This window comes from Mediterraneibacter butyricigenes (genome assembly GCF_003574295.1).
In the GTDB taxonomy this organism is placed as follows: Bacteria; Bacillota; Clostridia; order Lachnospirales; family Lachnospiraceae; genus Mediterraneibacter_A; species Mediterraneibacter_A butyricigenes.
The window spans coordinates 1,293,476-1,320,395 of sequence record NZ_BHGK01000001.1 but is presented as its reverse complement, the minus strand read 5'-3'; the positions used below and the strand labels follow the sequence as shown (position 1 = coordinate 1,320,395).

Sequence of the window (26,920 nt, the reverse complement as noted above, 5' to 3'; positions counted from 1 at the left end):
AAAAGGAATCGGAATGTGACGAGAATGTGTGAAAAGGGATTTTGACAAAGTCCAAGGGGTTCCGTATAATAAAGAACATGAAAACAGAGAATTTATATCAGAAGGTGAAAACATTTTCCAAGACCTGGCAGTTGTTCCGATCAGGAGACAGATTGGTGGCGGGCATATCCGGAGGAGCAGATTCGGTATGCCTGCTTTTTGTGCTGAAAAATCTGTGTGAAGAACTGGGAATGGAGCTGATTGCGGTTCATGTGAATCACGGGATCCGTGGCGAAGAGGCGATGGAAGATCAAAGGTTTGTGGAAAATTTGTGCGAAAGGTTGGGCGTGAAGATTCGGATATGTTCCGGCAAGGTTCCGGAGCTGGCGAAAGCGGAGAAACTCTCGGAAGAAGAGGCGGGACGGATTTTTCGCAGACAGTGTTTCGAGAAGATCTGCAAGGAAGAAAAGGCGGACAAAATCGTGCTGGCCCATCACAGGGATGATAATGCAGAGACCTTTTTGTTCCATCTTTCCAGAGGAAGCGGTCTGAAAGGAGCCGGTGGTATGCGACCGGTAAATGGAAGTTATGTCAGACCGTTGCTTGGTGTGGGGCGAAAAGAAATCGAAAGCTGGCTGGAGGAACAGCACATTTCCTGGAGGACGGATTCGACGAATCTGGAGGATGAATATACCAGAAACCGGATCCGGCACCAGATCCTTCCGACGCTGGAGACACAGGTCAACGCAAAGGCTTCGGAGCATATCGGCGCCTGGATGGAGCAGATGTGGAGTCTTCAGGATTATGTGGAGCAGGAAGTGACAGCACATATGGAAGCGTGTGTGGAAAGAGTGCCGGACTTTTCGGAAAATGTAAACGGACAGAACGGAGAAATACCTGACGGTAGGACGTTGTCTGAAAAGTATGAAATAAGAAAAGAAATCCGTCTTCGAAAAGCTCCCTTGTACCGGCTGCATCCCTATCTGCGCCAGTCGCTGGTTCGAAAAGTTCTGGCAGAACAGGCGGGACGGGAAAAAGATCTGGAAGCAGTCCATGTGCAGCAGATCTTAGAATTGTTTGAACGCCAGAGCGGACGTCGGATCGATCTGCCTTACAATCTGGAGGCTATCCGGGATTATGAGGGTGTGAAGATTCGGAAGAAACTTTGGAATAAAAGTATATATTCTGAGAATACGGGTCTGAAAAAGATGGAGCGGGAAGGTGAAAAACAGAAAAACCAGGAAGCGACAAAATCAGATGGAGACAAGAAAAAAGGAAACTGTATTTTGCAAATCCCGGGGCGGACAGCCTTTCCCGGAGCAAAGGCGGAAATCATCTGTAAAATTATTGAAAAAAACCATGGATTTTCCCCGGAACAACTGCCCCAAACCCCCTACACGAAATGGTTTGATTATGATATAATGAACTGTAATTTGGAAATCAGGTTCAGAGAGCCGGGAGATTATCTGGTGGTGGACGATTCAGGCCACCGTCAGAAGCTGAAATCTTTCTTTATTAATGAGAAGATTCCGGCGGAACAAAGGTCCGGTATTTTACTGGTCGCGGCAGGTAAAGAGATCCTGTGGATCCCGGGATACAGGAGAGGGGACAGCTACCGGGTAAAAGAAGAAACAAAAAAGATTTTGCAAATAGAACTGAGAAAAACGGAGGATAAGCAAAATGGCAGAGAAAATTAGAGTATTGGTTTCAGAAGAGGATGTGGATCGCAGGATTGAAGAACTGGGTAAACAGATCAGCGAAGATTATGCCGGTAAACAGGTACATTTGATCTGTGTTCTGAAAGGTGGCGTGTTCTTCCTTTGTGAGCTGGCTAAGAGAATTACCATCCCGGTTTCTCTTGACTTCATGAGTGTCGGAAGTTACGGAGACGGAACCCAGTCCAGCGGAATCGTAAAGATCACAAAAGATCTGGACGAAAGCCTAGAAGGAAAAGAAGTGCTGGTTGTGGAGGATATCATTGATTCCGGAAATACCCTGTACTATCTGCTGGATGTCCTGAAGAAGAGAGGACCGAAGAGCATGCATCTTTGCACGCTTCTGGACAAACCGGACCGCAGAGAAAAAGATGTAAAAGTAGATTATGTAGGCTTTGAGATTCCGGACGAATTCGTAGTAGGATACGGACTGGATTATGCGCAGAAGTATCGGAACCTTCCATACATCGGTGTAGTTGAAGGTCTGGAATAGGAAGGGGTAACTGAAGTTGAATAAGAACAGAAACTATAAAGGCACCAGCGGACTGACGCTTTTGATGTTCGTGGCACTTGCGTTCTTTGTGTTCTGGTTTACCAACCGGGTGCAGGTGCGTGGGAACACCATCAGCTATCAATCCTTTGTAAAGGCGGTGGAAAAAGATCAGGTAACAGACGTATCGATCAGCCAGAATAAAGAGGTTCCAACCGGAGTCCTGACGATTTCCATGGATGGAGACGATACGATTTATACCGTCAATGTCTCAGATGTAAAAGAGGCAGAGAAGGTTCTGGAAGATGCGAAGATCGATTATGAACTGGAAAATGTTCCGCAGGAGACCTGGTTCAGCCAGACTCTGGCACCGACTCTGATCATGCTGTTGGGCGTGGCGCTGCTCTTTATGCTGATGAACCGGCAGGGTGGTGGAGCCAATGCAAAGGCTATGAGCTTCGGAAAGAGTCGGGCAAGAATGAGTACCGATCAGGACAAGCGGGTGACATTTGAAAATGTGGCCGGATTAAAAGAAGAAAAAGAACAGTTGGAAGAGATCGTAGATTTCTTAAAAGCACCACAGAAATACATCCAGGTGGGTGCACGTATCCCAAAAGGAGTCCTTCTGGAGGGTCCTCCGGGAACCGGTAAGACCCTGCTCGCAAAGGCAGTTGCAGGAGAGGCGGGTGTACCGTTCTTTACCATTTCCGGTTCGGATTTCGTGGAAATGTTCGTGGGCGTAGGGGCATCCCGTGTCCGGGATCTGTTCCAGGATGCCAAGAAAAATGCTCCGTGTATTATCTTTATTGATGAGATTGATGCCGTGGCGCGCCGGAGAGGAAGCGGCCTGGGCGGCGGACACGACGAGAGAGAACAGACTCTGAACCAGTTGCTGGTAGAGATGGACGGTTTTGGTGTCAACGAAGGAATCATCGTGATGGCAGCTACCAACCGGAAAGATATTCTGGATCCGGCGATCTTAAGACCGGGACGTTTTGACCGGGATGTGATTGTGGGACGTCCGGATGTGCAGGGAAGAGAAGAGATTCTTGCTGTTCATGCCAAGAATAAACCTCTGGCAGATGATGTGGATCTGAAGCAGATCGCACAGACGACCGCAGGATTTACCGGAGCGGACCTGGAGAATCTGTTAAATGAGGCAGCGATCGTGGCAGCCAAAGAAAACCGTGTCTTCATCAAACAGTCGGATATCCGTCATGCCTTTGTGAAAGTGGGCATCGGAACCGAGAAGAAGAGCCGGATCGTATCAGAGAAAGAACGCCGGATCACGGCATACCACGAAGCAGGCCATGCGATTTTATTCCATCTGCTTCCGGATGTGGGACCGGTTTACAGTGTCTCCATCGTACCGACAGGCGGAGCGGGCGGTTATACCATGCCGTTGCCGGAAAAAGATGAGATGTTTAATACCAAGGGCAAGATGCTTCAGGAGATTACAGTATCCCTTGGCGGACGTGTGGCAGAGGAGGAAGTTTTCGACGACATTACCACCGGAGCTTCTCAGGATATCAAACAGGCAACTGCAATCGCCAAATCCATGGTAACCAAGTTTGGTATGTCAGAGGAACTTGGCCTTGTAAACTATGATAATGACAGCGATGAAGTGTTTATCGGACGGGACTTCGGACATACATCCAGAGGTTACGGAGAAAGCGTGGCAGGCACCATTGATCAGGAAGTAAAACGGATCATTGATGAATGTTACGCAAAGGCGAAAGCACTTTTGAAAGAATATGATCCTGTTCTGCAGGCATGTGCGAAGGTTCTTCTGGAGAAAGAGAAGATCAACCGGGAGGAATTTGAAGCACTGTTTGATGCATATCCGGTAAACAATGCAGATGCACAGGCAGACGGAGCGGCTCAGACCGAAGCAAATGCTGACGGAGAAACAGCCGCAGAACAACCGGAAGAACAGGCATAATGTAACAGGAGGCAGACATGAACAGACAGGCGTTGTTTTGTGATGGAACGGGATCATATGTGATCCCGCCGGAGCCGGCATTGCATGAAGAGATTACGTTAAGATTCCGTACGGCAAAACAGGATGTGGATGAAGTCTTACTCCTGACAAGAGATGGCGCCTTTCCTTTAGAAAAGACAGAGACCCGTGGTGAATTTGATTATTATGAGATCAGACAGACGCTGGGGGAACAGATTTTTACCTATTGTTTTCAGATCCGCAAAGGATCCGAGATCTGTTACTTCAACCGATGTGGAGTATCGGATGAAATCGTAGAGTATTATGCATTTCGGATCACGCCGGGCTTTTCCACACCGGACTGGGCAAAAGGCGCAGTTATGTATCAGATTTTCGTGGATCGGTTTTGCAACGGGAATCCAAAGAATAATGTGGAAACCAGGGAATATCTTTATATCGGGGAGCCGGTAGAAGGCGTGGAAGACTGGGATGCTCCGGTAAAGAGCCGGGACATCGGTCGCTTTTATGGCGGAGATTTGCAAGGCGTCAAAGAAAAACTGGATTATCTGCAAGATCTGGGGGTGGAAGTGGTATACTTCAATCCCCTGTTCGTCTCTCCGTCCAATCATAAATATGATACCCAGGATTATGATTATATCGATCCGCATTATACCGTATTAGTAAAAGATGGTGGCTCGACGATCCCGGAGGGAGCAAAGGATAATCTTCAGGCAGAGAAATACAGACTTCGGGTCTGTGATAAGGAAAATCTGGAGGCCAGCAACCGCTTCTTCGCGGAACTGGTAGAAGAGATGCATAAGAGAGGAATCCGGGTGATCATGGACGGGGTGTTCAATCACTGTGGATCCTTTAACAAGTGGATGGACAGGGAACGCCTTTATGAATCCTGCGATTCCTATGAAAATGGTGCATTTATCAGTCAGGACAGTCCTTATCATTCCTTCTTTCATTTCTATGATGACCGTCCGGAATCCTGGCCTTACAATACGAAATATGACGGATGGTGGGGGCACGATACCCTGCCAAAACTGAATTATGAAGATTCCGTGGAACTGGAAGATTATATTATGCGGATCGGACGCAAATGGGTGTCAAAGCCTTTCGGAATCGACGGCTGGCGTCTGGATGTGGCGGCAGACCTGGGATACAGTAATGAATATAATCACTTGTTCTGGAAACGGTTCCGCCGGGAAGTTAAGGACGCCAATCCGGAAACACTGATTCTGGCAGAACATTACGGGGATCCCGCAGAGTGGCTGAGAGGCGATGAGTGGGATTCGGTGATGAATTATGATGCATTTATGGAGCCGGTGACCTGGTTCCTGACCGGAATGGAGAAACACAGCGATGAGAAGCGCCCGGATCTCCTGGGAAATGCGGATTATTTCGTGAAAACCATGCGGCATTATATGTCCTGCATGCAGATGCCGTCTTTGCAGGTGGCAATGAACGAACTGTCCAATCATGACCATTCCAGATTTCTGACCAGAACCAATCAGATGGTGGGACGGGTGGGAAACCTGGGAGCGGAAGCGGCAGAAAAAAATGTACAGAAATCCGTGATGCGGCTGGCAGTTGTCATGCAGATGACCTGGATAGGAGCACCTACGGTGTACTACGGAGATGAGGTCAGTGTCTGTGGATTTACAGATCCGGATAACCGCCGGACTTATCCGTGGGGGCGAGAAGATCAGGAGATGCTGGCATTTCACAGAGAGATGATCCGGCTCCACAAGCGGAACGTCCTGAGGGTCGGATCCATAAAAATTCTGACGGCCAAAGAAAATGTTCTGGCCTATGCAAGATTTAACGAGACGGATCAGGTTGTCGTTATCCTGAACAATGCGAAAACCATTCAGGAAGTGACCGTGCCGGTATGGCTTTGCGGTCTTCCGATGAAAGGAAAGATGAAGCGGCTGATCTGCACCTATGAAGAAAGTTATACGATGACAGAAGATGAATATCTGATTGACCAGGGCGAGGTTGTGCTGAATTTGGGGCCACACTCCGCAGTGATTTTGGAACCATCAGATCCGGCGAAAGGAGAAAAGCCATGGCAGTTATAAAACCATTTGTGTGTGTAAGACCGGCAGAAAAATATGCAGCAGAGATTGCGGCTCTGCCCTATGATGTGTATGATCGGGCAGAGGCGAAAGAAGTGGTACAGAAGAATCCCAGATCCTTTCTGAAGATCGACCGGGCAGAGACCCTGTTCCCGGATGATCAGGATATGTATGCACCGGAAGTCTATCAGAAAGCACGCTCGGTATTTGAGGAAATGCTGGCATCCGGTGAATTTGTAAGAGACGATGCAAAAGCATATTATCTGTATGAACTGACCATGAACGGACACAGCCAGACAGGACTTGTGGGTTGTGCATCTATTGATGATTATCAGAATGGCGTGATCAAGAAGCATGAAAATACCCGTGCCGATAAGGAACTGGACCGCATCAACCATGTGGATGTGATGAGTGCTCAGACCGGTCCGATTTTTCTGGCATACCGGGAAGATCCGCGGATGAAAGCATTGACCGCTCAGGTAAAAGAAAGAGAAGCCCTGTATGATTTTACCGGAGAAGATCAGGTGCGCCATCGGGTATGGAAGATTGGTGCGGACGCTGAGATTCAGGAGATCCGTGACATTTTTGAAAAGATTCAGGCGATTTATATTGCGGACGGTCATCACAGAGCGGCTTCCGCAGTAAAAGTAGGACTGAAACGAAGGGAAGCGCATCCGGAGTATGACGGAACCGAAGAATTTAACTATTTCCTTTCCGTAACATTTCCGGCAGAAGAACTGAAAATCTTTGATTATAACCGTGTGGTGAAAGATAGAAACGGTAAGACTACCGGGGAACTGCTGGCAGCTTTGAAAGAAGAATTTACAGTAGAAGAAGCAGGCACCAAAGCTTACGCTCCGAAAAAAAAAGGAGAGTTCGGGATGTACTGTGACGGAACCTGGTATTGTCTGGAACAGAAGAATGCAGAAGATCCGGCAGATCCGGTAAAAGCACTGGATGTTTCGGTTTTGCAGGATCAGGTACTGGAACCGCTTTTTGGAATTCAGGATCCGAAGACCGATGAGAGAATCGCGTTTGTGGGAGGAATCCGCGGTCTGGATGCACTGAAAGTGATGGCAGACAAGACCGGAGGCGTGGCATTTTCCATGTATCCGACTTCCATGGACGAACTGCTGTCTGTGGCAGATGCGGGACTTCTGATGCCGCCGAAATCTACCTGGTTCGAGCCGAAGTTGAAGAGCGGAATCTTTATCCACGAGATTGAGAAATAGAAGATTTTGTGTGAAGAGAGTTGAGGGAAAGTTATGAAAAAAATTTCCCGGAGATTTTCGGAAAGTGAAGCAAAACTTAAAAGACCATACAGAATAAAGTCGTAAAATGGAAGAAGTAAAAAGTTTATATATATAAGAAGGAGAGGTTTGGAATGGAAAGAAATGAACCCTGCTGGTGCGGGAGTGGACTGAAGTATAAGAAATGCCATATGGCAATCGATGAAAAGATCATGCTGCATGCGGAGAAAGGGGAGATCGTCCCCCGTCGGAACATGCTGAAGACAAAGGCTCAGATTGAGAAGATTCGTGTCAGCGCAGATCTGAATACGGCAGTCCTGGATCATGTAGCAAAACATATTCATGCAGGGATGAGTACGGAAGAGATCGATAAACTGGTCTATGATTATACGGTGGAGCATGGAGGAATCCCGGCACCCCTTAACTATCAGGGCTTCCCGAAGAGCGTGTGCACGTCTCTGAACAATGAGATCTGTCACGGAATTCCGAGTGAGAATATTATTCTGGCAGAGGGAGATATTATCAATGTGGATGTATCTACGATTCTGGACGGATATTTTTCCGATGCGTCCAGAATGTTTAAGATCGGAGAAGTGTCCGAGCGCGCAGAAAAACTAGTGCGTGTAACCGAAGAATGTGTAGAATTGGGACTGGCACAGGCAAAGCCGTGGAACCATCTGGGAGATATTGCCTATGCGATCAATAGTCATGCACAGGAAAATGGCTATTCAGTCGTAGAAGAGATTGGTGGACATGGTGTGGGAGTTGCATTCCATGAGGATCCGTTTGTCAGTTATGTGACACCGAAGGGCAGCGAAATGCTGCTGGTTCCGGGCATGATCTTTACGATCGAGCCGATGATCAACGAGGGAACTCCGGAATTTTATGTAGATGAAGAAAATGAGTGGACCGTTTATACCGAAGATGACGGACTGTCCGCTCAGATCGAATATATGGTACTGATTACCGAAGATGGTGCGGAAGTTCTGACCAAGTAAGATGATTTAGGAACAGGAGGGAAAAAGATGCTTAGAATCGGAATGTTGACAAGTGGCGGAGACTGCCAGGCGCTGAACGCAGCTATGCGTGGCGTGGTAAAAGGTGTATGCTCCAAGCGTAAGGATGTGGAAATCTATGGATTTCAGGATGGATACAAGGGACTGATCTATGCAAATTTTAAAATGCTGACATCCCAGGATTTTTCCGGAATACTGACCCGCGGCGGAACGATTCTCGGAACAAGTCGTCAGCCCTTTAAAAAAATGAGAGATTTGGACGAAAACGGACTGGATAAAGTAGAAGCAATGAAACATACATACCACAAGCTGAATCTGGATTGTCTGGTAATCCTGGGAGGAAACGGAACCCATAAGACAGCCAATCTTTTAAGAGAAGAAGGCTTAAATGTGGTAACATTGCCGAAGACTATCGACAATGATCTCTGGGGAACGGACATGACCTTTGGATTCCAGAGTGCCGTGGATATTGCAACCGATACCATCGACCGGATCCATACGACAGCGACTTCTCACAGCCGTGTCTTTATTATAGAAGTAATGGGTCACAAGGTAGGTCACGTGACACTGCATGCCGGAATCGCAGGCGGCGCAGATGTGATTCTGCTTCCGGAGATTCCTTATGATATCGACGTGGTAGCACAGGTGATTGAGAACCGTTCTAAGAGCGGTAAACCATTTACCATCATTGCGGTTGCGGAGGGAGCTATTTCCAAAGAAGATGCGAAGCTGAAAAAGAAAGAATATAAAGAAAAAGTTGCAAGCCGGAAGTACCCGTCCATTGCCTATGAGCTGGCAGAACAGATTCAGAGCAGACTGGATAAAGAAGTGCGGATCACCGTTCCGGGACATACCCAGAGAGGCGGAACCCCGTGTCCGTATGATCGTGTGATTGCAACCAGAGTCGGTGCAGCAGCGGCAGAGCTGATCCTGAAAGGGGAATACGGCTACATGATCGCGATCAAAAACGGAAAGACTGCAAAGGTTCCGCTGGAAGAAGTGGCCGGCAAACTGAAATACGTAGATCCGAAGGATCCGCTGATCAAAGAGGCAAGAATGATCGGCATCAGCTTCGGAGACCAATAAGCCGGGAAAAGATTTGCCGGAACCGGCGAAGAGAGCAGCGAAAGCAAGAAACAGGAGTGTAAACACAGATGTCGTATACGGCACTATATCGTAAATTCCGCCCGGACACCTTCGAGGATGTGAAAGGGCAGGATCATATTATTACAACGCTGAAAAATCAGATCAAAGCGGACCGGATCGGACATGCCTATCTGTTCTGCGGAACCCGCGGAACCGGAAAGACAACGGTGGCAAAGATCTTTGCGAAAGCAGTGAACTGTGAGCATCCGGTGGACGGAAGCCCCTGCGGGGAATGTGCCATGTGCAAATCCATTGCGGCGGGAACATCCATGAACGTGATCGAGATTGATGCAGCGTCCAACAACGGTGTGGATAATATCCGTGAGATCCGGGAGGAAGTCACCTATCGCCCCACGGAGGGGAAATATAAAGTCTACATCATCGACGAGGTGCATATGCTTTCCATCGGAGCATTTAATGCGCTGTTGAAAACATTGGAAGAACCGCCGGAGTATGTGATCTTTATTCTGGCGACAACGGAAGTACACAAGATTCCGATCACCATTTTATCCAGATGTCAGCAGTATGATTTTCACCGGATCAGCCTGGATACCATCGCAGCAAGATTGCAGGAACTGATGGAAAAAGAACAGGTGGATGTGGAAGAAAGAGCCATTCGCTATGTGGCGAAAGCGGCAGACGGTTCCATGCGAGATGCTTTAAGCCTTCTGGATCAGTGTATTGCCTTTTATCTGGGACAGACGCTGACCTATGAAAATGTACTGGACGTACTGGGAGCGGTGGATACAGAAGTGTTCAGCCGGCTGCTTCGAAATGTACTGAAACGGGATATTCCGAAGGTCATGGATACAGTGGACGAACTGATCATGCAGGGAAGAGAATTAAGCCAGCTGGCGGCAGATTTTACCTGGTATTTAAGAAATCTGCTCCTGGCAAAGACTTCGGATCAGTTGGAGGATGTGCTGGAAGTATCCAGTGAGAATCTGGAACAGTTGAAAGAAGAATCAGAGATGATCGAAGTGGATCAGTTGCTTCGCTATATTCGGATTTTTTCGGAATTGTCCGGACAGTTAAAATATGCAACTCAGAAGCGGGTGATGCTGGAGGTTGCACTGATTAAGTTGTGTATTCCGGCCATGGAATCCGATACCTTAAGTATTCTGGATCGGATCCGTGTGGTGGAAGACAAGATAGAAAAGGGTATGGTGGCAGCTCCGGCAGGATATGGAGCGCAGGGACAGATGGGCGTAAACGGTCTGCCGATGGGAGGAAATATGTCTGGCGGAACAGTTGGCGGAGCCGACGGTCCGGCAGCAGGAGCCGGACCGCAGAAACTGGCAGAACTGCCAAAAGCCATCCCGGAAGATATCCGGGAAGTGGTCCAGAATTTCCGTGCCATTGTGCGGGAGTCCAGACCGCCCCTGAAAATCTGCCTGGGGAGAGCGAGACTGAGCCTGGGCGGAGACAACCGGTTGCTGCTGGTATTTTCCGATGCAATGGACGCTGAACTGGCGGGAACCAAAGAGCATCTGAAAGAACTGGAAGATCTGATCGCAGAACAGATCGGCAAAGAGGTTGAAGTAGAAGTGCGCTGTGCGCAGGATAACACGGCAGCTCCGGTGGATTATCCGGATCTGGAGCAGCTCATTCATATGGAAATAACAGTGGAGGATTAAAATCATGGCAAAACGTGGAGGATTTCCGGGCGGAGGAATGCCGGGAAACATGGCAAATCTGATGAAACAGGCACAGAAGATGCAGCGTCAGATGGAAGAACAGGCAAAAGAACTGGAAGCAAAAGAATTTACGGCAACCGCAGGTGGCGGAGCAGTGGAAGTGACTGTTTCCGGAAAACGGGAAGTAACGAAGGTAACACTGGCAGAAGAAGTGGTGGATCCGGACGATATCGAAATGTTGGAGGATCTGATCGTGGCAGCAATGAACGAAGCCCTTCGTCAGGTAGATGCAGAGTCCACATCCGCAATGTCCAAATTAACAGGCGGAATGCCGGGAATGTTCTAAGGGGACATTCTATATGGAATATTACAGCAAACATATCAGCAAGCTGATCGAAGAGCTGGGGCGGCTCCCGGGAATCGGAGCCAAGTCCGCGGGACGGCTTGCATTTCACATCATCAGCATGCCGAAAGAACAGGTGGAAAGCCTGGCAGGAGCGATGCTGGAAGCCCGCGAAAAAGTCCGGTACTGCAAGACCTGCTGTACCTTGACGGATCAGGAACAATGCCCGATCTGTCGCAACGAGGAGCGGGATCACAAGACCATCATGGTGGTGGAGACACCGAGAGATCTGACAGCCTATGAAAAGACCGGAAAATATAACGGAGTCTATCATGTGCTGCACGGAGCTATTTCCCCGATGCTGGGGATCGGTCCCGGGGATATCCGGTTAAAGGAACTGATGGAGCGGCTTCAGGGGGATGTAGACGAAGTGATTATCGCCACCAATTCCACGCTGGAGGGAGAAACCACAGCGATGTACATCAGCAAACTGATCAAACCAACCGGAATCAAAGTCAGCCGGATCGCCAGCGGAGTTCCGGTAGGAGGAGACCTGGAATATATTGATGAGGTGACTTTACTGCGTGCGCTGGAAGGTCGGACAGAGTTGTAGAAGAAAAACTCGCGAAAGAATTACCGAAAGAAGAGAAATTTTGTGAAAACTTTTACAAGAAGGTTTGTGACTATTGACCAACGTTCAAAACTTAAGATATAATGTTCCAAAAGGAGGAATAAGGTAACATGGATAAACAAGCATTATTAAAAACTGCGAACGAAGTCCGCAAGGGAATTCTGACTGCAGTACACAGTGCAAAGTCCGGACATCCGGGCGGATCACTTTCCGCAGCAGATATTATGACATATCTTTATTTTGAAGAGATGAATGTGGATCCGAAAGATCCAAAGAAAGCAGACAGAGATCGTTTTGTACTTTCCAAGGGACATGCAGCTCCGGGACTGTACTCTACACTGGCACAGAAGGGATATTTCCCGGTAGAAGATCTGAAGACATTAAGACATGTAGGTTCTTACCTGCAGGGACATCCGGATATGAAACATATCCCGGGCGTTGATATGTCAGCAGGATCTCTGGGACAGGGAATCTCAGCAGCAGTAGGTATGGCTATTTCCGCAAAACTTTCCGGAGATACTTATAGAGTGTACACCATGCTTGGAGATGGAGAAATCCAGGAAGGACAGGTATGGGAAGCAGCAATGCTGGCAGGAAGCCGTCATCTTGACAACCTGGTAGCAATCGTAGACAATAACAACCTTCAGATCGACGGAACCATCGAAGAGGTTAACTCTCCATACCCGATCGACAAGAAGTTTGAAGCATTCAATTTCCATGTGATCAATATCAATGGAAATGACTTTGATGAGATCGATGCTGCATTTAAAGAAGCAAAGACAGTCAAAGGAAAACCAGTAGCTATCATCGCAAAGACTGTTAAAGGAAAAGGTGTATCTTACATGGAGAACCAGGTAGGATGGCACGGAAGTGCTCCGAACGATGAGCAGTATGAGATTGGTATGAAAGATTTAGAGAAAGCAGGTGAAGCATTATGTCAGAAGTAAAGAAGATCGCAACAAGAGAAAGTTACGGTAATGCTTTAACTGAACTTGGTAAAAAACATGAAGACGTTGTAGTTCTGGATGCAGACCTTGCAGCAGCTACAAAGACCGGTATGTTTAAGAAGGCATTTCCGGAGAGATTTATTGACTGCGGTATTGCAGAGAGCAACCTGATGGGTGTGGCAGCTGGTATTGCTACAACAGGAAAGGTTCCGTTTGCAAGTACATTTGCAATGTTTGCAGCAGGACGTGCATTTGAGCAGGTTCGTAACTCTATCGGATATCCGAAGCTGAATGTAAAGATCGGTGCAACTCATGCAGGTATTTCTGTAGGAGAAGATGGAGCAACTCATCAGTGTAATGAAGATATCGCTCTGATGCGTACGATCCCGGGAATGGTTGTGATCAACCCATCTGATGATGTAGAGGCCCGTGCAGCAGTAGAGGCAGCTTATGAGCACCAGGGACCAGTTTATATGCGTTTTGGACGACTGGCAGTTCCGGTGATCAACGACAGACCGGACTACAAGTTTGAGATCGGTAAGGGTGTTACCTTAAGAGAAGGAAAAGATGTGACCATCATTGCAACAGGACTTCCGGTATCCAACTCTCTGGAAGCGGCTGAGAAGCTGGCAGCAGATGGTATCGATGCAAAAGTCATCAATATCCATACGATCAAACCTCTGGATGAGGAGCTGGTTGTTGCGGCAGCAAAAGAGACCGGCAAAGTTGTAACAGTGGAAGAACACTCCATCATCGGCGGACTTGGAAGTGCAGTATGCGACGTGCTGGCAGCACAGGCTCCGACAAAGGTTCTGAAGATCGGTATCAACGATACTTATGGAGAGTCCGGACCGGCCGTAGAACTGGTAAAGAAATACGGACTGGATGCAGACAGCATTTATGCAAAAGTAAAAGCATTCTGCGAATAATCCGCGTAATAGATCTATATAGAAATACAATGTGCAGCTTCGCATTTGCGGAGCTGCATGTTGGTTTGGCAAAAAATGAGAAAAAGCCTTGAATAAGCCGAAAAAATGAAAATAATTTACGTAAATTCATTGACTTTTTGTGGGAAACGTTTAGACTGGATATGTAAGCTGTGGAAAGTATAGGTCTATAAGATTTTGGGGAGGCATATCAAATGCAAAAGAAAAAAGTGAAAAAGTTCCTCGCCCTTCTTCTGGCGGTCAGTATGATCGCACCGGCGCAGATGACGGTATTTGCAGAAGACGGTGAGGGAGCGGATGCCCAGCAGACCCCGACTCCGGTAGTGGAGGAAGTACAAGATGCTGAGCAGACCGACAAGGATGCAGTGGAAGAATCTGCATCGGAAGTTGCAACAGAAGTTCAGAAACAGGAGAGTCAGGGACAACAGGAAGTTCAGACTGCATCCGATCCGGTGGCAGAAGTTAGCGGTGTAGGATATGCAACCTTCCGGGAAGCCCTGGCAAAAGCAAAAGCATCCAAAGCAACTCTGACTCTGAAACAGGATGTAGAGGTGTCTGAAGTGATCATAGTAGAGGCTGGAGAAAGCCTGACACTGGATCTGGCAGGAAAGACACTGACACTTAAGCCAGCAAAAGAAGTTGGTTCAGATGTGATTTCTGTGGAAAATGGAACTTTTAAGATTGAGAGTTCTGTAAATGGCGGAAAATTAAACCTTATGGGCGGAACTTCTATCGGAGCAGATGGAGAGTCCGCAAAAGTGATTCTGGAAAGTGGAACAGTGGAATCCCCAGAGCAGGACAATGCTAATGGAAGATATGGCTATGGTATTGCAGCATATAATGACGCTACATTGGTTGTAAATGGCGGAGAGGTTATCAGCCAGAATGCAGCGTTAACTGGAAATAATACTACGGGTAACATGAACTTCCAGGTTCATGGCGGAACGTTGACTGCGGAACAGGGACCGGCAATTTATATGCCTGGACAGGTGGAACTGACGATCACAGACGGTGTGATCAATGGCGGAATCTCTCTTCGTATGGGACAGGTCAAGATCAGCGGCGGAACGATCAATGCGATTACATCAGGTATTGACAGTCCTGCAGAGTATTATAATTACTCCGGAAATGCATGGTTCCCAGATGCATTATATGTATTTGGCGGTACATATACCAGCGAGGATAAGACCTATGGAAATTCTCTGAATGTGGAGATTACAGGTGGAACCTTCAACTGTACCAATGGACAGGGAAGCGCTGTCGGTATCTATGACCTTGGAAAAGTAAGTCAGAGCCAGAATGTTTCTATCTCAGGAGCTGCCAAGTTTGTAACTAATGCAAAAGACCGTAAGGCATATCAGGTACTGAGTCTGGCTGATATCGGAGTTACAAATCCGAAGCCGGGATATGGTGCTATCACTGGCAATGTAAAGACAAACATCACTGGTGGATTTTTCAGTACACCGGTTGATGTAAATCACTGTGGACTGGAATATCTTCCGGCTCAGAGCAATGAGTATGCAGATGCACCGTATACAGTAGCAAAACCGGATCAGGAAGAAAAAGCAACCGTCAGTGTCGGCGGTAATGCAGTATCAAATGACAAAGAGTCTGTAAAGGAAACCACAGAAGCAGCTCAGAAAGAAGCCGACAAGCTTTTAGAAGAAGTGAAGAAAGAAGATCCGAAGGTAATTTCTGTGGATCTGGAAGTCAGCGCGAATGTGAAAGACGAAGCAGCGGTAGCAGACGATGCAAAGAAGATCGAAGAAGAACTGGATACCAAGACAGAAGAAGTTGTGAAGTATCTGGATGTCAGCGTTGCACTGAGAACGACGACTATAAAAGATGATGTGACCAAAGTAGAGAAGAAAGATCTGGATGAGACAGACACCATGATCCCGATTACGTTCTCCGTACCGGAACTTGGAAGCAAGATCGTTCGAATCGCACACGTACACGACGGACAGGTAGAATTTCTGGATTATGTAGCAGATTATGAAAATAATCTGGTTACAGTATACATGAACAAGTTTTCCACACTGGCAGTCATTACATCTGATACAGCAAGAGTTGTATTTGTTACAGCTGATGAAGAACAGGGATCTGTTTATGATGTAGCAGAAGTAAAATTCGGCGAAAAGGTAAGCAAACCGGAAGATCCGGAAAAAGAAGGCTATACATTCGCAGGCTGGTATACAGAGGAAGAGCTGACAAATGCTTACGATTTTGACCAGGAAGTAACAGAAGATATGTATCTGTACGCAAAATGGACAAAGAACGAAGAGCCGAAGAAAGAAGATCCAAAGAAGGATAATGATAAGAAACCTTCCAAAGATACTGGAAAGAATACCGACAAGAAGACACAGCCGGCAAAGAAGACTCAGACTGTTGCAGCGAAAACAGCAGCAAAGACCGGTGATACTTCTAATGTATGGATGTTGTCTGTAGTCATGCTTCTGGCAGCAGGAACTGTTGTAGGAGTTATGGTATACAGAAAGAAACAGAGATAGTTTGCAGTAGAAAGTTTCCTGTAAGAGCAAACAAGTGAAATAAAAGAAAAGCGTTGTTTTACAGATAGGGGAATCTCCCGATTCTGCAAGACAACGCTTTTTTGTATCAGTGATTTGTCTAAGCATAGGTCGAATTGGTTTGTCGGTTATCAGCTGAAGGGAATCAACTGGCAGGAAATTTCCGGATCTCCCGCAGAAAATAGACCGGAAGCAAGAGCAGCAATGCCATGATCCATGCGAAAGGCGTGGAAAAGCAGATTGCCCTGTATCCAAAATACATAGAAACAAAGAGTGCACAGAACACTCTGGCGAAAAGTTCCAGGATGCAGGCTCCAAATGGTGCCCAGGTATTTCCCATGCTCTGGATTGCGGTCCGATAGACCATCAGTGCGCCGAGCAGGATGTAAAATGGTGCCACCATCCAGAGATAATCATTGGAGTAGGCGATGATCTCGGCAGTCGGATGATCCACGAACAGCGGAACCACAAGGCTTTTGCCAAAGAGCATCAGGGCACCCATCAGAATATTTAAAGCGGTCAGCATCAGGAAACAACTGCGGACGCCGGTTTTGATCCGATCCCAGAGGCGGGCTCCATAGTTCTGCGCCACATAATTTGCCAGGGCGATGCCGACGGCATTATCCACCAGAACAGAAAGCTGATCCACTTTGTTGGCGGCAGTGTAGCCGGCGATAGCGGAAGTGCCCAGTCGGTTGACGGCAGACTGCATGGCAAGCTGTCCGATACACATGACAGACATCTGAAATCCCATAGGAAATCCGATTTTCAGATGTCTCAGGATGGATACTTTATGAAATTGAAAGGTCTTTTTCGAGAGTCGCAATAACTCAAATTTCCGACCGGCCACCAGGATGCACAACAGTGCGGAGAGCAACTGCGCCAGAACGGTCGCCAGTGCGGCTCCGGCAACATCCAGATGCAGAGGCAGGATGAAAACCAGATCCAGAACAATGTTCAGCAAAGAAGACAGGATCAGAAAGTATAAAGGAGTCCGACTGTCCCCCAGAGCGCGGAGCATGTTGGAAATCATATTATAAAAGACCGTAGCGCCTGTTCCTGCAAAAATGATAAACAGGTAACTGTAAGTCCGACTGTAAATATCGGCAGGGGTATTCAGCCAGCCAAGGATCGGATGGACAAGGGCACAGGCAACAACCGTTAGGAAAACCGTAAAAAGAAGACTTAAGATCCAGGTGGAGGAAACCGATTCCTCCATCTTTTTTTGCGAGTTTTCCCCGAAAGCTTGTCCGAGAAGGATGCCGAATCCGCCGGTCAGTCCCTGAATAAAGCAGAGCTCAAAATAAACGATGGTGGCGGTGGCACCTACGGCCGCAAGGGCGGAGGCGCCTAAGATTTTGCCTACGATGACAGAATCTGCTAGGGTATAGAAAAGCTGGAACAGATTTCCTCCGATGACCGGAAGGGAAAATCGGGTGATGACTTTCCAGGGCGTTCCGAGCGTCAGATTATCGTTCATGAGAGATGGTTTCCTTTCCTGTGATTCGCGGTGTTCCTGTGTCTCGGGAGTTTGCGCCGATGTCCGGTTTCGCAGGCTCCGCAGTACTTATCGGAGAAGATGGTGATCCAACCTTCCGGAGTATGCGGGATTGCAAGGGGTGTGACCGGCCACATGTGAGTCAGGATCACATCCTTTTCTGTCGGATTTAAGTGAAAATGCTTTCTGGCGTTTTCATAGGCGGTTCTTGGATGTGTCAATCCGTGAAAATGTTCCCCGGTCTGGGCGGCGTGAGTATGCCAGTCATATAGAAACAAGTCATGGAGCATAGCGGCTCTTGCGGCAGAGCGGGCATCCAGATGAAGCAGTCGGCAGAGCAGATAGTTATAAAAAGCTACATTTAAACAGTGCCGGTAACAGTTGGTGTCTCCGTGCTGGGGAAAAAGGCGCATCTGTCGTACGACCGGATGCTTTGCCAGATCCCGGACGGTATCATAAAAATCCTGATGGAGTTTGTGTCGTTTTTCTTTGAATGTCTGATAAAACATAAAATCAGTCCTCCTGTTTTCCCGGAGATATCATAGCACTTTGCAGATTGTGATACAAGACGGAGTTGCAAAAGAAATGTGAAACATAGCATAGAAAAATATATCCGTGGCAGGATGATTGCAAATTTGCAATTTGAAAGTTATGCCTCAAAATAGCTGTTTCAACCTGTGTTTGCACAACGACAGGAGAAACGCAACATTTTTCCTGTCGAATCAGTGTCCGTTTTGTAAGGGAAATGGACGTTGTCATGAAAAATATCTTCTGATATACTTAAAAAGAACAAGTCTGTCTGATTGGGAGACAGAACGGGGAAACGACAAAGGATGACAGAGAAGTACAAAGGGAGAATGCTATGAAGAAAATGCGGATCAGCATATGTCTGTGCCTGTGTCTTGCGATGATACTATCCATATTGTCCGTGCACACAGAAGCTTATGCCTATGACAAAACCGAAGTAACACTGAACTTTATCGATAATCCGACCTTTCAGGACAATGAGGTGATTTATAATGTCGGCGATGGGATTTATTATAAGATCGGACTGTGCTACAGAACCGATGAGGGTACCTATACAAAAGTGGATTTGCCGGCATCCAATGACCTGAAGATCGATCTGAATGCAGAGAACTACTTCCTGTATGTCAGACCCGGTGCGGATTCCATCGAATCCGGTTCCGGCTATACCGGTGCGATGTTATATGTCGGAGAAGAGCCCATGGATGTCAGCAGGAATCAATATGTTGTATTGGATTCTCTAAAGTATTGGGATGGAGAAACTTTAAAAATCCGACTGGAAAAATATGGACCACCGACGCCGGGACCGACTTACCCGGATAAAATATCCATCCACGGAACCTTTGATGGGTTTGGCATGAATATCAGGCTGAATACAGAACGGATCGGAAATGAAGGCAGCAATATCACAGGGGTTGGAAAAGGATATGCAAGCGGAGATATCAACAATCTTCTTCAGATCCAACTGGCTTTTGGAGCCGGAGAGATCGGAACGATAACGGTGAATGGCCAGTCGATCGCAATCCCGGAGGGAACGAAAGATACGCTTGCGTTTAGTGTGGCACCGGCTTCGTCTTACGATATTGTCGTGACCATGCGGAAAGATCAGACAGAAGTACCGAGAACGATTATCTGGGAATCGGAAAAAGAGCATAATACTTCGCTCAAAGACGATGAATTGCTGAAACATGGAACCATTGAAATCCTGGATGTGCAGGATGCAGATGGAAACTCTGTGGGACTGGATAATGTAAAGCAGGACATGGTGAAAAATTATGGTTGGGCATCGATCCTTCCGGGCTCCAAAGTGATTTTCCGGATGACACCGGACTACGGATATCAACTGACGGCACTGCTGATCAACGATGAGAAGCTGACCGCCCGGGAAGAACAGTCAACCTTAGAGTATATTATGCCGGACACCAACGTTCATATTTGTGGAATCTTCGAGGAAGTGGAGGATAAAGTGGTAACGGCTTCAACCGAGGTGAAAACCGGTGAAATCCAGATTGACGATTCCGAGATTGCGTCCGGTTCCGTGGTGTTATCCGTAAAAGATGCAGAACTGACAGAAGCGCAGAAAGCAGAGTTTGCAAAGGCTGCAACGGACTATCAGATTGCTTCTTATCTGAATCTGGATCTGGATCAGGTGTTATACAAAGGAACGGCCGATGAGGTTTGGAACAACAGTCTGAATACGCTGAAAAACAGTGCAACTGTAAAACTTCAACTGGCTCAGGGCGTGGATGGAAAGAAAATCGTGATTGTCCATGAAAAGCATGACGGAACTTACGAGATTCTGCCAGCTATTTATGACAGTGCGACACAGACCATCACCTTTGAGACTACAAGTTTTTCCAATTACGCCATTGCAGGGAAAGCAGAGAGTGGCAATAATGGGGAAAAACCGTCCTCCGGTTCAGACAACGATGACAAGGTGAAGAAACCGGAGAACACGAAAGATCAGAACAAAGCCAATACGGCTTCAAAGGATCAGAAGAAGAATAAATCGAAAACTTCGGCAGCAAAAACCGGGGATTATGGTTCTGCGGAACTGTATGTGATGATGTTGTTATTTGGTGTTGCGCTGGTTGGCGGATCCGGTGTGATGAAGAAGAGAAGATAGATATATGTAAAATGTATAAAGCAGATTGAGGATAGGTGTCGTACTTTGTGCGGCACCTTTTTTGCCAGTCATATGACAAAAGGTACTGTGAAGCTTTTTCGTCTTGTGCCGGGAGAATTTGTCGGATTGCTACGACACCAAACGATAAAATACACCGCTTCATTATGCTATCTTGAGAGACAGCAGAGGAAAATCTCACCAAAAGGGACAAGCCCCTTTTGGTGAGATTGTGACTCCTCCTGCGAATAACCGTATATCAGGGTAATGAGGTGAGTATAATGGAACGACAACTACAACGACAACTGCCAAGAAATGTGCGTCAGATCGGAAATGTCAGCGATACTCCAAAAATCTATGTGGAAGATTATGTGGATACCTTTTTTACGCAATTGTGTGAAAAAGCGCAGGCAGAGCCGGTTGGCGCATTTTTGATCGGAGAAATGCAGGAAACAGAAGAAGAGGAATATGTTTTTATCCACGGTGCAGTCCAGATGCACGAATTGAAGCGGAACGACCAGGAATTATACATCGATGAGGACACCTGGAAGAATGGATATGAAGACTGTAAGCAGTATTTTGAAGATGGGGAAATTATGGGCTGGTTTGTAGCAAGACCGGAAGATGCGTTGACCCTTGATCCGGGTATGCTGAAAATACACCGGAAATCCTTTGAGAAGAAGAACAGCATTCTGGTTTTAAAGGATGCTCTGGAACGGGAGGAGGTGTATTACACGTACAAGTTCAATGATCTGATGGAGATTGGCGGACATTATACCTACTATGAAAAAAATCCGAGCATGCAGAATTATATGATCTCCAGCAGAAAACGAAATGGCGTGTGTCCCTCGGAAACTGTGGAAGATCGTGTTGCAAAAGACTTTCGGAGTGTGGTAAGGGCAAGAGAAGAGCAAAGGGCGCAGCGGCGTGCGGCAAAAATGATGTATACTGCCAGTGCGGTTCTGATTCTGGTCATGTTGATCATGGGTGTGACCACGGTCAACAATTTTGACAAACTGAAAGCCGTGCAGTCTGCCCTGGATTTGGCAAAGAGCGGAGTGGAGACGGATGAAAGCGCAAACAATTCGGCGCCGAATTCCGGTGAAAATGGCAGCAGTGTGCAGAATGTAGACGGTACTTCAGCAGAGGGAAGCGATGGACAGAATGGGAAAAGTCCGGATGCATCCGGGGACAATGAGACGGCAGCAGTCTCCAGCGGAGCGGTTACGGCGGTGACGGAGGAATCGGAAGGAACGACAGGAACCATCGGACAGGAAGAGGCAGCAGGAAATGGAACCGAATCCGAACAAAGCGAAAATGACGGAGCAAATGGAAGTAATGGAGTTTATGTTGTGGAAAAAGGGGACACGCTTGCGATTATCAGTAAAAAAATGTATGGAGATGTGTCTCACGTGGATTCCATTTGTAAAATGAATGGATTGTCAGACGGAAATCTGATCTATATCGGGCAGAAGCTGGTACTGCCGTAAAGGAAAGGGCAGGTGCAGGAAAAAATCGCGAAAATTCTGGCGCATAGTTCGCAACAGGCAGTGGATTTCGCCGAAATGTACGGAGAAAATAAAGCAGCCAGGAAAACCTGAAAGGGGCAGGCCTTAAGGAAAAGGCGTGCCTCAGGTTTTTCTGGCTGTTTATAAATATAAAACTTTTAAGAAAGTTTACAGAAGCGCCTGTATGTCAGCGACGATCTGCTCTTTGGTCAGATGATTTTCTTTCAGAAGTTCATTAAGATCGTAGCGATCCGGGAATTCTTTTCTGACACCAAAGTTTAAGACTTTCAGGTCGGAATCTCCGTAAAATCTGGCAATCTTCTCTCCGAATCCGCCATCCAGCATACCATCTTCGATGGTAATGACAATGTCGTGATCTTTTTTCAGGGATTCCAGAAGCTTGGTATCCAGTCCTGTAATATAGTAAGGATTGATGACGGTTGCATCCAGATCATTTTCCTTTTTCAGGGATTCAGCAACTTCATTTCCAAGTCCATAGAAGGTACCGAGTCCAAGGATTGCAACACGGCTGCCATGTCTGGTGACTTCGTAGGTATTCAGCTTGCTGAAATCTTTGGTGACTTCTTTTCCGTCGGAAATCACACTGCCGCCCGGCAATTTGATGGCAACCGGGTAATCGGTCTGTTCGATACTCCAGTCCAGCATAGCCAGATACTCTTCCTTGGTGGTCGGAGCCAGATAGACCAGGTTCGGAATATTTGCCATCATGGAAATATCGTACAGTCCAAGATGGGTCACATCATTCATTCCAAAGACACTGCCCCAGAATGTGACGATAGTTGCAGGATTGCTGTTGATGCACAGATCCTGGGAAATCTGATCGTAGGTACGCTGTACAAAGGTGCTGTAAACGCCGTATACCGGTTTTCCGCCGTTTGCGGCGATTCCGGATGCCAGTGCGACTGCGGTTTCTTCTGCGATTCCAACATCCACAAACTGTTTTCCGGCTTCCTGTCTCTTGTCCTCGGTAAATCCCATGACAGTCGGAGTTCCGGAAGTGATGGCAACGACGGTCGGATCTTCTTTCATCTTTTTCAGCAGATAGTTGACGGAAATATCGGAATAATCTTCCTCAGTCATTTCATAGAGCGGCTCGCCGGTTTCGATATGGAACGGGCCACTGAAATGCCAGTTTTCTTTATGCTGCTCGGCAGGTGCATATCCTTTTCCTTTTAACGTATTGATGTGGACAACGATCGGATGGTCGATATCCTTTACTTTCTGAAATGCCTGAATCAGGTCTGCAACGTCATTTCCGTGATCGACGTAAAGATAATCCAGTCCCATGGCCTTGAACAGGTTACAGTCTGCCTGACCGTTGGTTTCCCGAAGCAGTTTCAGATTCTGATAAAGACCGCCATGATTTTCTGCGATGGACATGTCATTATCATTGATGACGATGATCAGATTTCCGCCCAGCTCCGCTGCATAATCCAGACCTTCCAGAGCTTCACCGCCGCTTAAGGAACCGTCTCCGATGATGGCGATGACATTTCCGGCTTCCTGCTTCAGGTCTCTGGCTTTTGCAAGACCGCAGGCAAGGCTGACGGATGTGGAAGTATGCCCTACGGTAAAATGGTCGTGGACGCTTTCAGTCGGATTGCTGTAACCGGATACATCATCATAATGTTCTTCAGAAAGATAGGCTTCTTTCCGTCCGGTCAGCATCTTGTGGGGATAAACCTGGTGGGACACATCGAAGACCATTTTATCCTTCGGAGACTCAAATACATAGTGCATGGCGATGGTCGCCTCGACGATTCCGAAGTTGGGACCGAAATGTCCGCCATGGATGCTGGCACGCTTTAAAAGAGCCGCGCGCATTTCTTCTGCGAGAGCCGGAAGCTGGTCGATGGAAAGCTTCTTCACGTCTTCTGGGCCGTTGATAGTTTCTATATACATAAATAAACCCTCCTTAAAAACAGTGTGTCAAAATTGCATGTTTATTATACTACCTGAAGTTGACTTGAGGTCAAGGCGTTTTAGGTGTCCTGTGTGCTTTTTGTGTAAAATGTAAAGGTTTATTTGTGATAGTCTGATTCTGGTTGTTGAATTTTTTCAATGAAAAGCGGAGGAAAGCAGGCAGATTTCTCAGAGTCGGTTTCGCTTTTGAAAATAAGGAAAGATGTGTTATAATAAGCAAAATGCATGACCGAGCAGAAAGCGAGGAAGAGAAGGGCAGAAAGCAAGATAAAAGGGGACAGATATGATTTTTCGAATTAGAAAATGGATTGGAATTCTGAAAGCCAACCGGAAGAAAGTCCTGATCGCGGCAGTGATCCTGCTGGTGCTGTTTGGGATCTACCGTCTGGTGGGACAGTTTACGACTTATACAAAGACAGCAGTGGTGAAAGATTATTCCGCAGAGGGAGAAGATAATTACAGCTATAAAGAATTTGCAGACGGGGTGGTGCGCTACAGCAGAGACGGTGTGATCTTCCTGAATCAGAAAAATGAAGAGCAGTGGAATCAGCCGGCGCAGTTCAATGCACCGATGATCGTGACCAACGAAAAGGCATTCGCGGTGGCGGATCGGGGCGGTAATTCGCTGATGGTCTTTAATAAGGGTGGCCTGCTGGGAGAAATTTCCACCAATCTGCCGATCGAGCAGGTGGCAATCTCCAATCAGGGAATCACGGCGGTGATCTTAAAACAGGAGAGTTCTCCGAAGATTGTGACCTATGATATTGCGGGAAATGTACTGGTAGAGACACAGGCGACCTTCCAGAATTCCGGCTATCCGATGGCGGTAGCACTTTCGGAAGATGCCAATCTGATGGCAGTCTCTTATATGACGTTAAAAGATGGTGCCATTTCTTCCAGAGTGGTTTATTACAATTTCGGCTCCGTGGGTCAGAGCAAGACCGACAATCAGGTGTCGGAGACAGATTATAAAACGGCGATCGTGCCGGAACTGTTTTTCTGGGACAGCCAGACCAGTGTGGCAGTGGCGGATGATCATTTTGATATTTATGAAGGAACACAGATCCCGGAGAAGAAGACAACGGTCAAACTGGACAAAGAGATCCGCAGTTCTTTCCATTCCAAAGATTATCTCGGATTCATTTTAAAGAACAGTGAGTCTGCCGGTTATGAACTGCGGCTGTACAATAAAAACGGTAAGCAGATCCTGTCGGAATCCATGAAAGGGGAATACGGAAATGTAAAGATTTCCGGAAAAGAAGTCTTGCTGTTTGAGGGAAGCAAGGCGGTGATCTTCACGAAGAGCGGACACAAGAAATTCCAGGGAGATCTGGGAATGGAAACCACGGAGATCGTGCCGCTTTCCGGAACGAATCAGTATCTGTTGCTGGATGCAAATAAGGTAAAGAAAGTGAAGCTGAAGTAGGAGAAAATGAATATGAATTGGTTGTTGCTTGTAGTAATTGCAATATTTATTCTCGGTGTGCTGCTGGGAATGGCAAAAGGATTTTTCAGACTTGGAATTACGGTGATTTCTGCGATTTTGACGATTACGCTGGTGTCTCTTCTGACACCGTATGTAAGCGCTGCAGTGATCAAATGGACACCCTTGGATGAAATTATCCAGGATAAATGCGCGAAAATGTTTCTTCCGTCCATTTCTCTGGACGAACTTTCCGGAGTGGACTTAAGCGGAACACCGCTGGCCGGTTATTCGACAGAAGATCTGGGAAATGTAAATCTTGGGGATCTGGGGCTTGGAATCGAAGAAATTTCCACGCTTCTGGGAGATCTGCCGAAGGATGCACAGATCAAACTGGTAGAGGAGGCGAAGATTCCGGAGTTTATGAAGGATTCTATCCTGGAAAATAACAACAGTGAAATCTATAAGGAACTGGGCGTGACCACCTTCCCGGAATATGTGGCGGCCTACGTGGCAGATACCATCATCAATCTGGTGGCGTTTCTGATCACTCTGCTGTTTGTGTCGATTCTGGTGAAAGCTCTGATGGCGGCAGTGGATCTGATCTCTTACCTTCCGGTAGTGCACGGCCTGAACCGGATGGCGGGAGGTGTGCTTGGAATCGGGTTTGCGCTTCTGCTGGTGTGGATCTTTATGTTGGTTTTGACCCTGTTTTATGCGACAGAGTTTGGAACACAGTGTTTTGCCATGATTGGAGAAAGCAGTTTTCTGACATTTCTGTATACAAAGAATCCGTTGTTGGGGATCTTGTTGCCGATGTAGCGTGCAGAGAGATATGAAGTGACAGGAAAACAGATAGTATAAAAAGTGAAGGAAAGGATGCTGAAAAGTGAGAGTCGAGGAAGTGATACAGAAAGTAGCAAAACTTTGCAGGGAATTTCAGGCAGAAGAAGTATTGTTATATGGCTCAAGGGCGAAAGGAACCGCAAGAGAAAGAAGTGATATCGATATTGCAGTGACCGGGGTGAAAGATTTTGATGGACTGACGGAAAAAGTAGAAGAATTGCCCACACTGTACAGTGTGGATCTGTTCTATGATTTTAGACATATAATAGAAGCTTTAATTTGCGCGAAGCAATGAACCAAAGTCTGTGATTGCACAAGACATTTTGATTGCACAAGACATTGGAGATTTAGAGTTGACAAAGGAAGATGTTTGTGATAAATTAATTACGTTGCAAACGTCAT

At 47.0% G+C, this 26,920-nt stretch carries 21 protein-coding genes; 18 read left to right on the top strand and 3 right to left on the bottom strand.

What is annotated here, in order from left to right; translation table 11 throughout:
• Window positions 1-77 precede the first annotated feature (77 nt).
• The 13 genes from tilS (at window position 78) to KGMB01110_RS06400 (ending at window position 16,634) form a co-directional block, all read left to right on the top strand.
• Complete coding sequence (gene tilS / locus KGMB01110_RS06460) at window positions 78-1,676, top strand: tRNA lysidine(34) synthetase TilS (protein WP_119297859.1); 1,599 nt, start codon at window positions 78-80, stop codon at window positions 1,674-1,676.
• Window positions 1,660-2,187 carry a hypoxanthine phosphoribosyltransferase gene (gene hpt / locus KGMB01110_RS06455; protein ID WP_117603235.1) on the top strand — a complete coding sequence of 176 codons (528 nt, stop codon included), beginning with the start codon at window positions 1,660-1,662 and terminating at the stop codon, window positions 2,185-2,187. The genes tilS and hpt overlap by 17 nt, the downstream gene beginning before the upstream one ends.
• Before the next feature lie 16 nt (window positions 2,188-2,203).
• Window positions 2,204-4,126, top strand: coding sequence for an ATP-dependent zinc metalloprotease FtsH (ftsH, locus tag KGMB01110_RS06450; protein ID WP_174714248.1), 1,923 nt, complete (start codon window positions 2,204-2,206; stop codon window positions 4,124-4,126).
• 17 nt (window positions 4,127-4,143) lie between these two features.
• Window positions 4,144-6,210: a glycoside hydrolase family 13 protein gene (locus KGMB01110_RS06445; RefSeq protein WP_119297858.1), complete on the top strand. Its 2,067-nt coding sequence runs from the start codon at window positions 4,144-4,146 to the stop codon at window positions 6,208-6,210.
• Window positions 6,198-7,439: a DUF1015 domain-containing protein gene (locus KGMB01110_RS06440; RefSeq protein WP_119297857.1), complete on the top strand. Its 1,242-nt coding sequence runs from the start codon at window positions 6,198-6,200 to the stop codon at window positions 7,437-7,439. The genes KGMB01110_RS06445 and KGMB01110_RS06440 overlap by 13 nt, the downstream gene beginning before the upstream one ends.
• A gap of 152 nt (window positions 7,440-7,591) precedes the next feature.
• Window positions 7,592-8,455 (top strand): methionyl aminopeptidase, encoded by an 864-nt coding sequence (locus KGMB01110_RS06435; RefSeq protein ID WP_117603232.1) that lies wholly within the window; start codon window positions 7,592-7,594, stop codon window positions 8,453-8,455.
• A gap of 27 nt (window positions 8,456-8,482) precedes the next feature.
• On the top strand, window positions 8,483-9,559 hold the full coding sequence (locus KGMB01110_RS06430; RefSeq protein WP_119297856.1) for a 6-phosphofructokinase: 1,077 nt from the start codon (window positions 8,483-8,485) through the stop codon (window positions 9,557-9,559).
• A gap of 68 nt (window positions 9,560-9,627) precedes the next feature.
• A complete protein-coding gene (gene dnaX, locus KGMB01110_RS06425; protein WP_119297855.1) occupies window positions 9,628-11,256 on the top strand; it encodes a DNA polymerase III subunit gamma/tau in 1,629 nt (542 codons plus the stop codon).
• A 4-nt stretch (window positions 11,257-11,260) separates the two neighbouring features.
• The gene (locus KGMB01110_RS06420; protein WP_117603229.1) at window positions 11,261-11,602 is read left to right on the top strand and encodes a YbaB/EbfC family nucleoid-associated protein; all 342 of its coding nucleotides are present in this window, start codon (window positions 11,261-11,263) and stop codon (window positions 11,600-11,602) included.
• A 13-nt stretch (window positions 11,603-11,615) separates the two neighbouring features.
• Window positions 11,616-12,212, top strand: a complete 597-nt coding sequence (recR, locus tag KGMB01110_RS06415; RefSeq protein WP_117603228.1) for a recombination mediator RecR — start codon at window positions 11,616-11,618, stop codon at window positions 12,210-12,212.
• Between the two features lie 128 nt (window positions 12,213-12,340).
• Complete coding sequence (locus KGMB01110_RS06410) at window positions 12,341-13,177, top strand: transketolase (RefSeq protein ID WP_117603227.1); 837 nt, start codon at window positions 12,341-12,343, stop codon at window positions 13,175-13,177.
• Window positions 13,165-14,106 (top strand): transketolase family protein, encoded by a 942-nt coding sequence (locus KGMB01110_RS06405; RefSeq protein ID WP_119297854.1) that lies wholly within the window; start codon window positions 13,165-13,167, stop codon window positions 14,104-14,106. Before KGMB01110_RS06410 ends, KGMB01110_RS06405 begins: the two co-directional genes overlap by 13 nt.
• Window positions 14,107-14,318: 212 nt before the next feature.
• Complete coding sequence (locus KGMB01110_RS06400; RefSeq protein ID WP_119297853.1) at window positions 14,319-16,634, top strand: InlB B-repeat-containing protein; 2,316 nt, start codon at window positions 14,319-14,321, stop codon at window positions 16,632-16,634.
• A gap of 163 nt (window positions 16,635-16,797) precedes the next feature.
• Here KGMB01110_RS06400 and KGMB01110_RS06395 read toward each other — a convergent pair whose 3' ends face one another.
• Window positions 16,798-18,132 (bottom strand): MATE family efflux transporter, encoded by a 1,335-nt coding sequence (locus KGMB01110_RS06395; RefSeq protein WP_119297852.1) that lies wholly within the window; start codon window positions 18,130-18,132, stop codon window positions 16,798-16,800.
• The gene (locus KGMB01110_RS06390) at window positions 18,129-18,659 is read right to left on the bottom strand and encodes an HD domain-containing protein (RefSeq protein ID WP_119297851.1); all 531 of its coding nucleotides are present in this window, start codon (window positions 18,657-18,659) and stop codon (window positions 18,129-18,131) included. Before KGMB01110_RS06390 ends, KGMB01110_RS06395 begins: the two co-directional genes overlap by 4 nt.
• Window positions 18,660-19,012: 353 nt before the next feature.
• Between KGMB01110_RS06390 and KGMB01110_RS06385 the strand changes: the two genes are divergently transcribed.
• Entirely contained in the window at window positions 19,013-20,800 is a 1,788-nt protein-coding gene (locus tag KGMB01110_RS06385) for a hypothetical protein (RefSeq protein ID WP_119297850.1), read from the top strand.
• 278 nt (window positions 20,801-21,078) lie between these two features.
• The gene (locus tag KGMB01110_RS06380) at window positions 21,079-22,287 is read left to right on the top strand and encodes a LysM peptidoglycan-binding domain-containing protein (RefSeq protein WP_119297849.1); all 1,209 of its coding nucleotides are present in this window, start codon (window positions 21,079-21,081) and stop codon (window positions 22,285-22,287) included.
• A 186-nt stretch (window positions 22,288-22,473) separates the two neighbouring features.
• On the opposite strand, the gene KGMB01110_RS06375 is transcribed toward KGMB01110_RS06380, so the two are convergent.
• Window positions 22,474-24,228, bottom strand: a complete 1,755-nt coding sequence (locus tag KGMB01110_RS06375) for a 1-deoxy-D-xylulose-5-phosphate synthase (RefSeq protein WP_119297848.1) — start codon at window positions 24,226-24,228, stop codon at window positions 22,474-22,476.
• A 304-nt stretch (window positions 24,229-24,532) separates the two neighbouring features.
• Here KGMB01110_RS06375 and KGMB01110_RS06370 point away from each other — a divergent pair, with 304 nt between their 5' ends.
• From KGMB01110_RS06370 to KGMB01110_RS06360, 3 genes are all read left to right on the top strand, one after another.
• Window positions 24,533-25,675, top strand: a complete 1,143-nt coding sequence (locus KGMB01110_RS06370; RefSeq protein ID WP_117888809.1) for a DUF5711 family protein — start codon at window positions 24,533-24,535, stop codon at window positions 25,673-25,675.
• A 12-nt stretch (window positions 25,676-25,687) separates the two neighbouring features.
• Window positions 25,688-26,494 carry a CvpA family protein gene (locus tag KGMB01110_RS06365; RefSeq protein WP_117888810.1) on the top strand — a complete coding sequence of 269 codons (807 nt, stop codon included), beginning with the start codon at window positions 25,688-25,690 and terminating at the stop codon, window positions 26,492-26,494.
• Window positions 26,495-26,561: 67 nt separating this feature from the next.
• Entirely contained in the window at window positions 26,562-26,813 is a 252-nt protein-coding gene (locus KGMB01110_RS06360) for a nucleotidyltransferase family protein (protein WP_119297847.1), read from the top strand.
• The last annotated feature ends 107 nt before the right edge of the window (window positions 26,814-26,920 follow it).

Excerpts from the sequence above, each read along its gene's own strand:
- tilS (WP_119297859.1), top strand. The coding sequence starts at position 78 with ATGAAAACAGAGAATTTATATCAGAAGGTGAAAACATTTTCCAAGACC.
- hpt (WP_117603235.1), top strand. The coding sequence starts at position 1,660 with ATGGCAGAGAAAATTAGAGTATTGGTTTCAGAAGAGGATGTGGATCGC.
- KGMB01110_RS06445 (WP_119297858.1), top strand. The coding sequence starts at position 4,144 with ATGAACAGACAGGCGTTGTTTTGTGATGGAACGGGATCATATGTGATC.
- KGMB01110_RS06440 (WP_119297857.1), top strand. The coding sequence starts at position 6,198 with ATGGCAGTTATAAAACCATTTGTGTGTGTAAGACCGGCAGAAAAATAT.
- KGMB01110_RS06435 (WP_117603232.1), top strand. The coding sequence starts at position 7,592 with ATGGAAAGAAATGAACCCTGCTGGTGCGGGAGTGGACTGAAGTATAAG.
- KGMB01110_RS06430 (WP_119297856.1), top strand. The coding sequence starts at position 8,483 with ATGCTTAGAATCGGAATGTTGACAAGTGGCGGAGACTGCCAGGCGCTG.
- dnaX (WP_119297855.1), top strand. The coding sequence starts at position 9,628 with ATGTCGTATACGGCACTATATCGTAAATTCCGCCCGGACACCTTCGAG.
- KGMB01110_RS06420 (WP_117603229.1), top strand. The coding sequence starts at position 11,261 with ATGGCAAAACGTGGAGGATTTCCGGGCGGAGGAATGCCGGGAAACATG.
- recR (WP_117603228.1), top strand. The coding sequence starts at position 11,616 with ATGGAATATTACAGCAAACATATCAGCAAGCTGATCGAAGAGCTGGGG.
- KGMB01110_RS06410 (WP_117603227.1), top strand. The coding sequence starts at position 12,341 with ATGGATAAACAAGCATTATTAAAAACTGCGAACGAAGTCCGCAAGGGA.
- KGMB01110_RS06405 (WP_119297854.1), top strand. The coding sequence starts at position 13,165 with ATGTCAGAAGTAAAGAAGATCGCAACAAGAGAAAGTTACGGTAATGCT.
- KGMB01110_RS06400 (WP_119297853.1), top strand. The coding sequence starts at position 14,319 with ATGCAAAAGAAAAAAGTGAAAAAGTTCCTCGCCCTTCTTCTGGCGGTC.
- KGMB01110_RS06395 (WP_119297852.1), bottom strand. The coding sequence starts at position 18,132 with ATGAACGATAATCTGACGCTCGGAACGCCCTGGAAAGTCATCACCCGA.
- KGMB01110_RS06390 (WP_119297851.1), bottom strand. The coding sequence starts at position 18,659 with ATGTTTTATCAGACATTCAAAGAAAAACGACACAAACTCCATCAGGAT.
- KGMB01110_RS06385 (WP_119297850.1), top strand. The coding sequence starts at position 19,013 with ATGAAGAAAATGCGGATCAGCATATGTCTGTGCCTGTGTCTTGCGATG.
- KGMB01110_RS06380 (WP_119297849.1), top strand. The coding sequence starts at position 21,079 with ATGGAACGACAACTACAACGACAACTGCCAAGAAATGTGCGTCAGATC.
- KGMB01110_RS06375 (WP_119297848.1), bottom strand. The coding sequence starts at position 24,228 with ATGTATATAGAAACTATCAACGGCCCAGAAGACGTGAAGAAGCTTTCC.
- KGMB01110_RS06370 (WP_117888809.1), top strand. The coding sequence starts at position 24,533 with ATGATTTTTCGAATTAGAAAATGGATTGGAATTCTGAAAGCCAACCGG.
- KGMB01110_RS06365 (WP_117888810.1), top strand. The coding sequence starts at position 25,688 with ATGAATTGGTTGTTGCTTGTAGTAATTGCAATATTTATTCTCGGTGTG.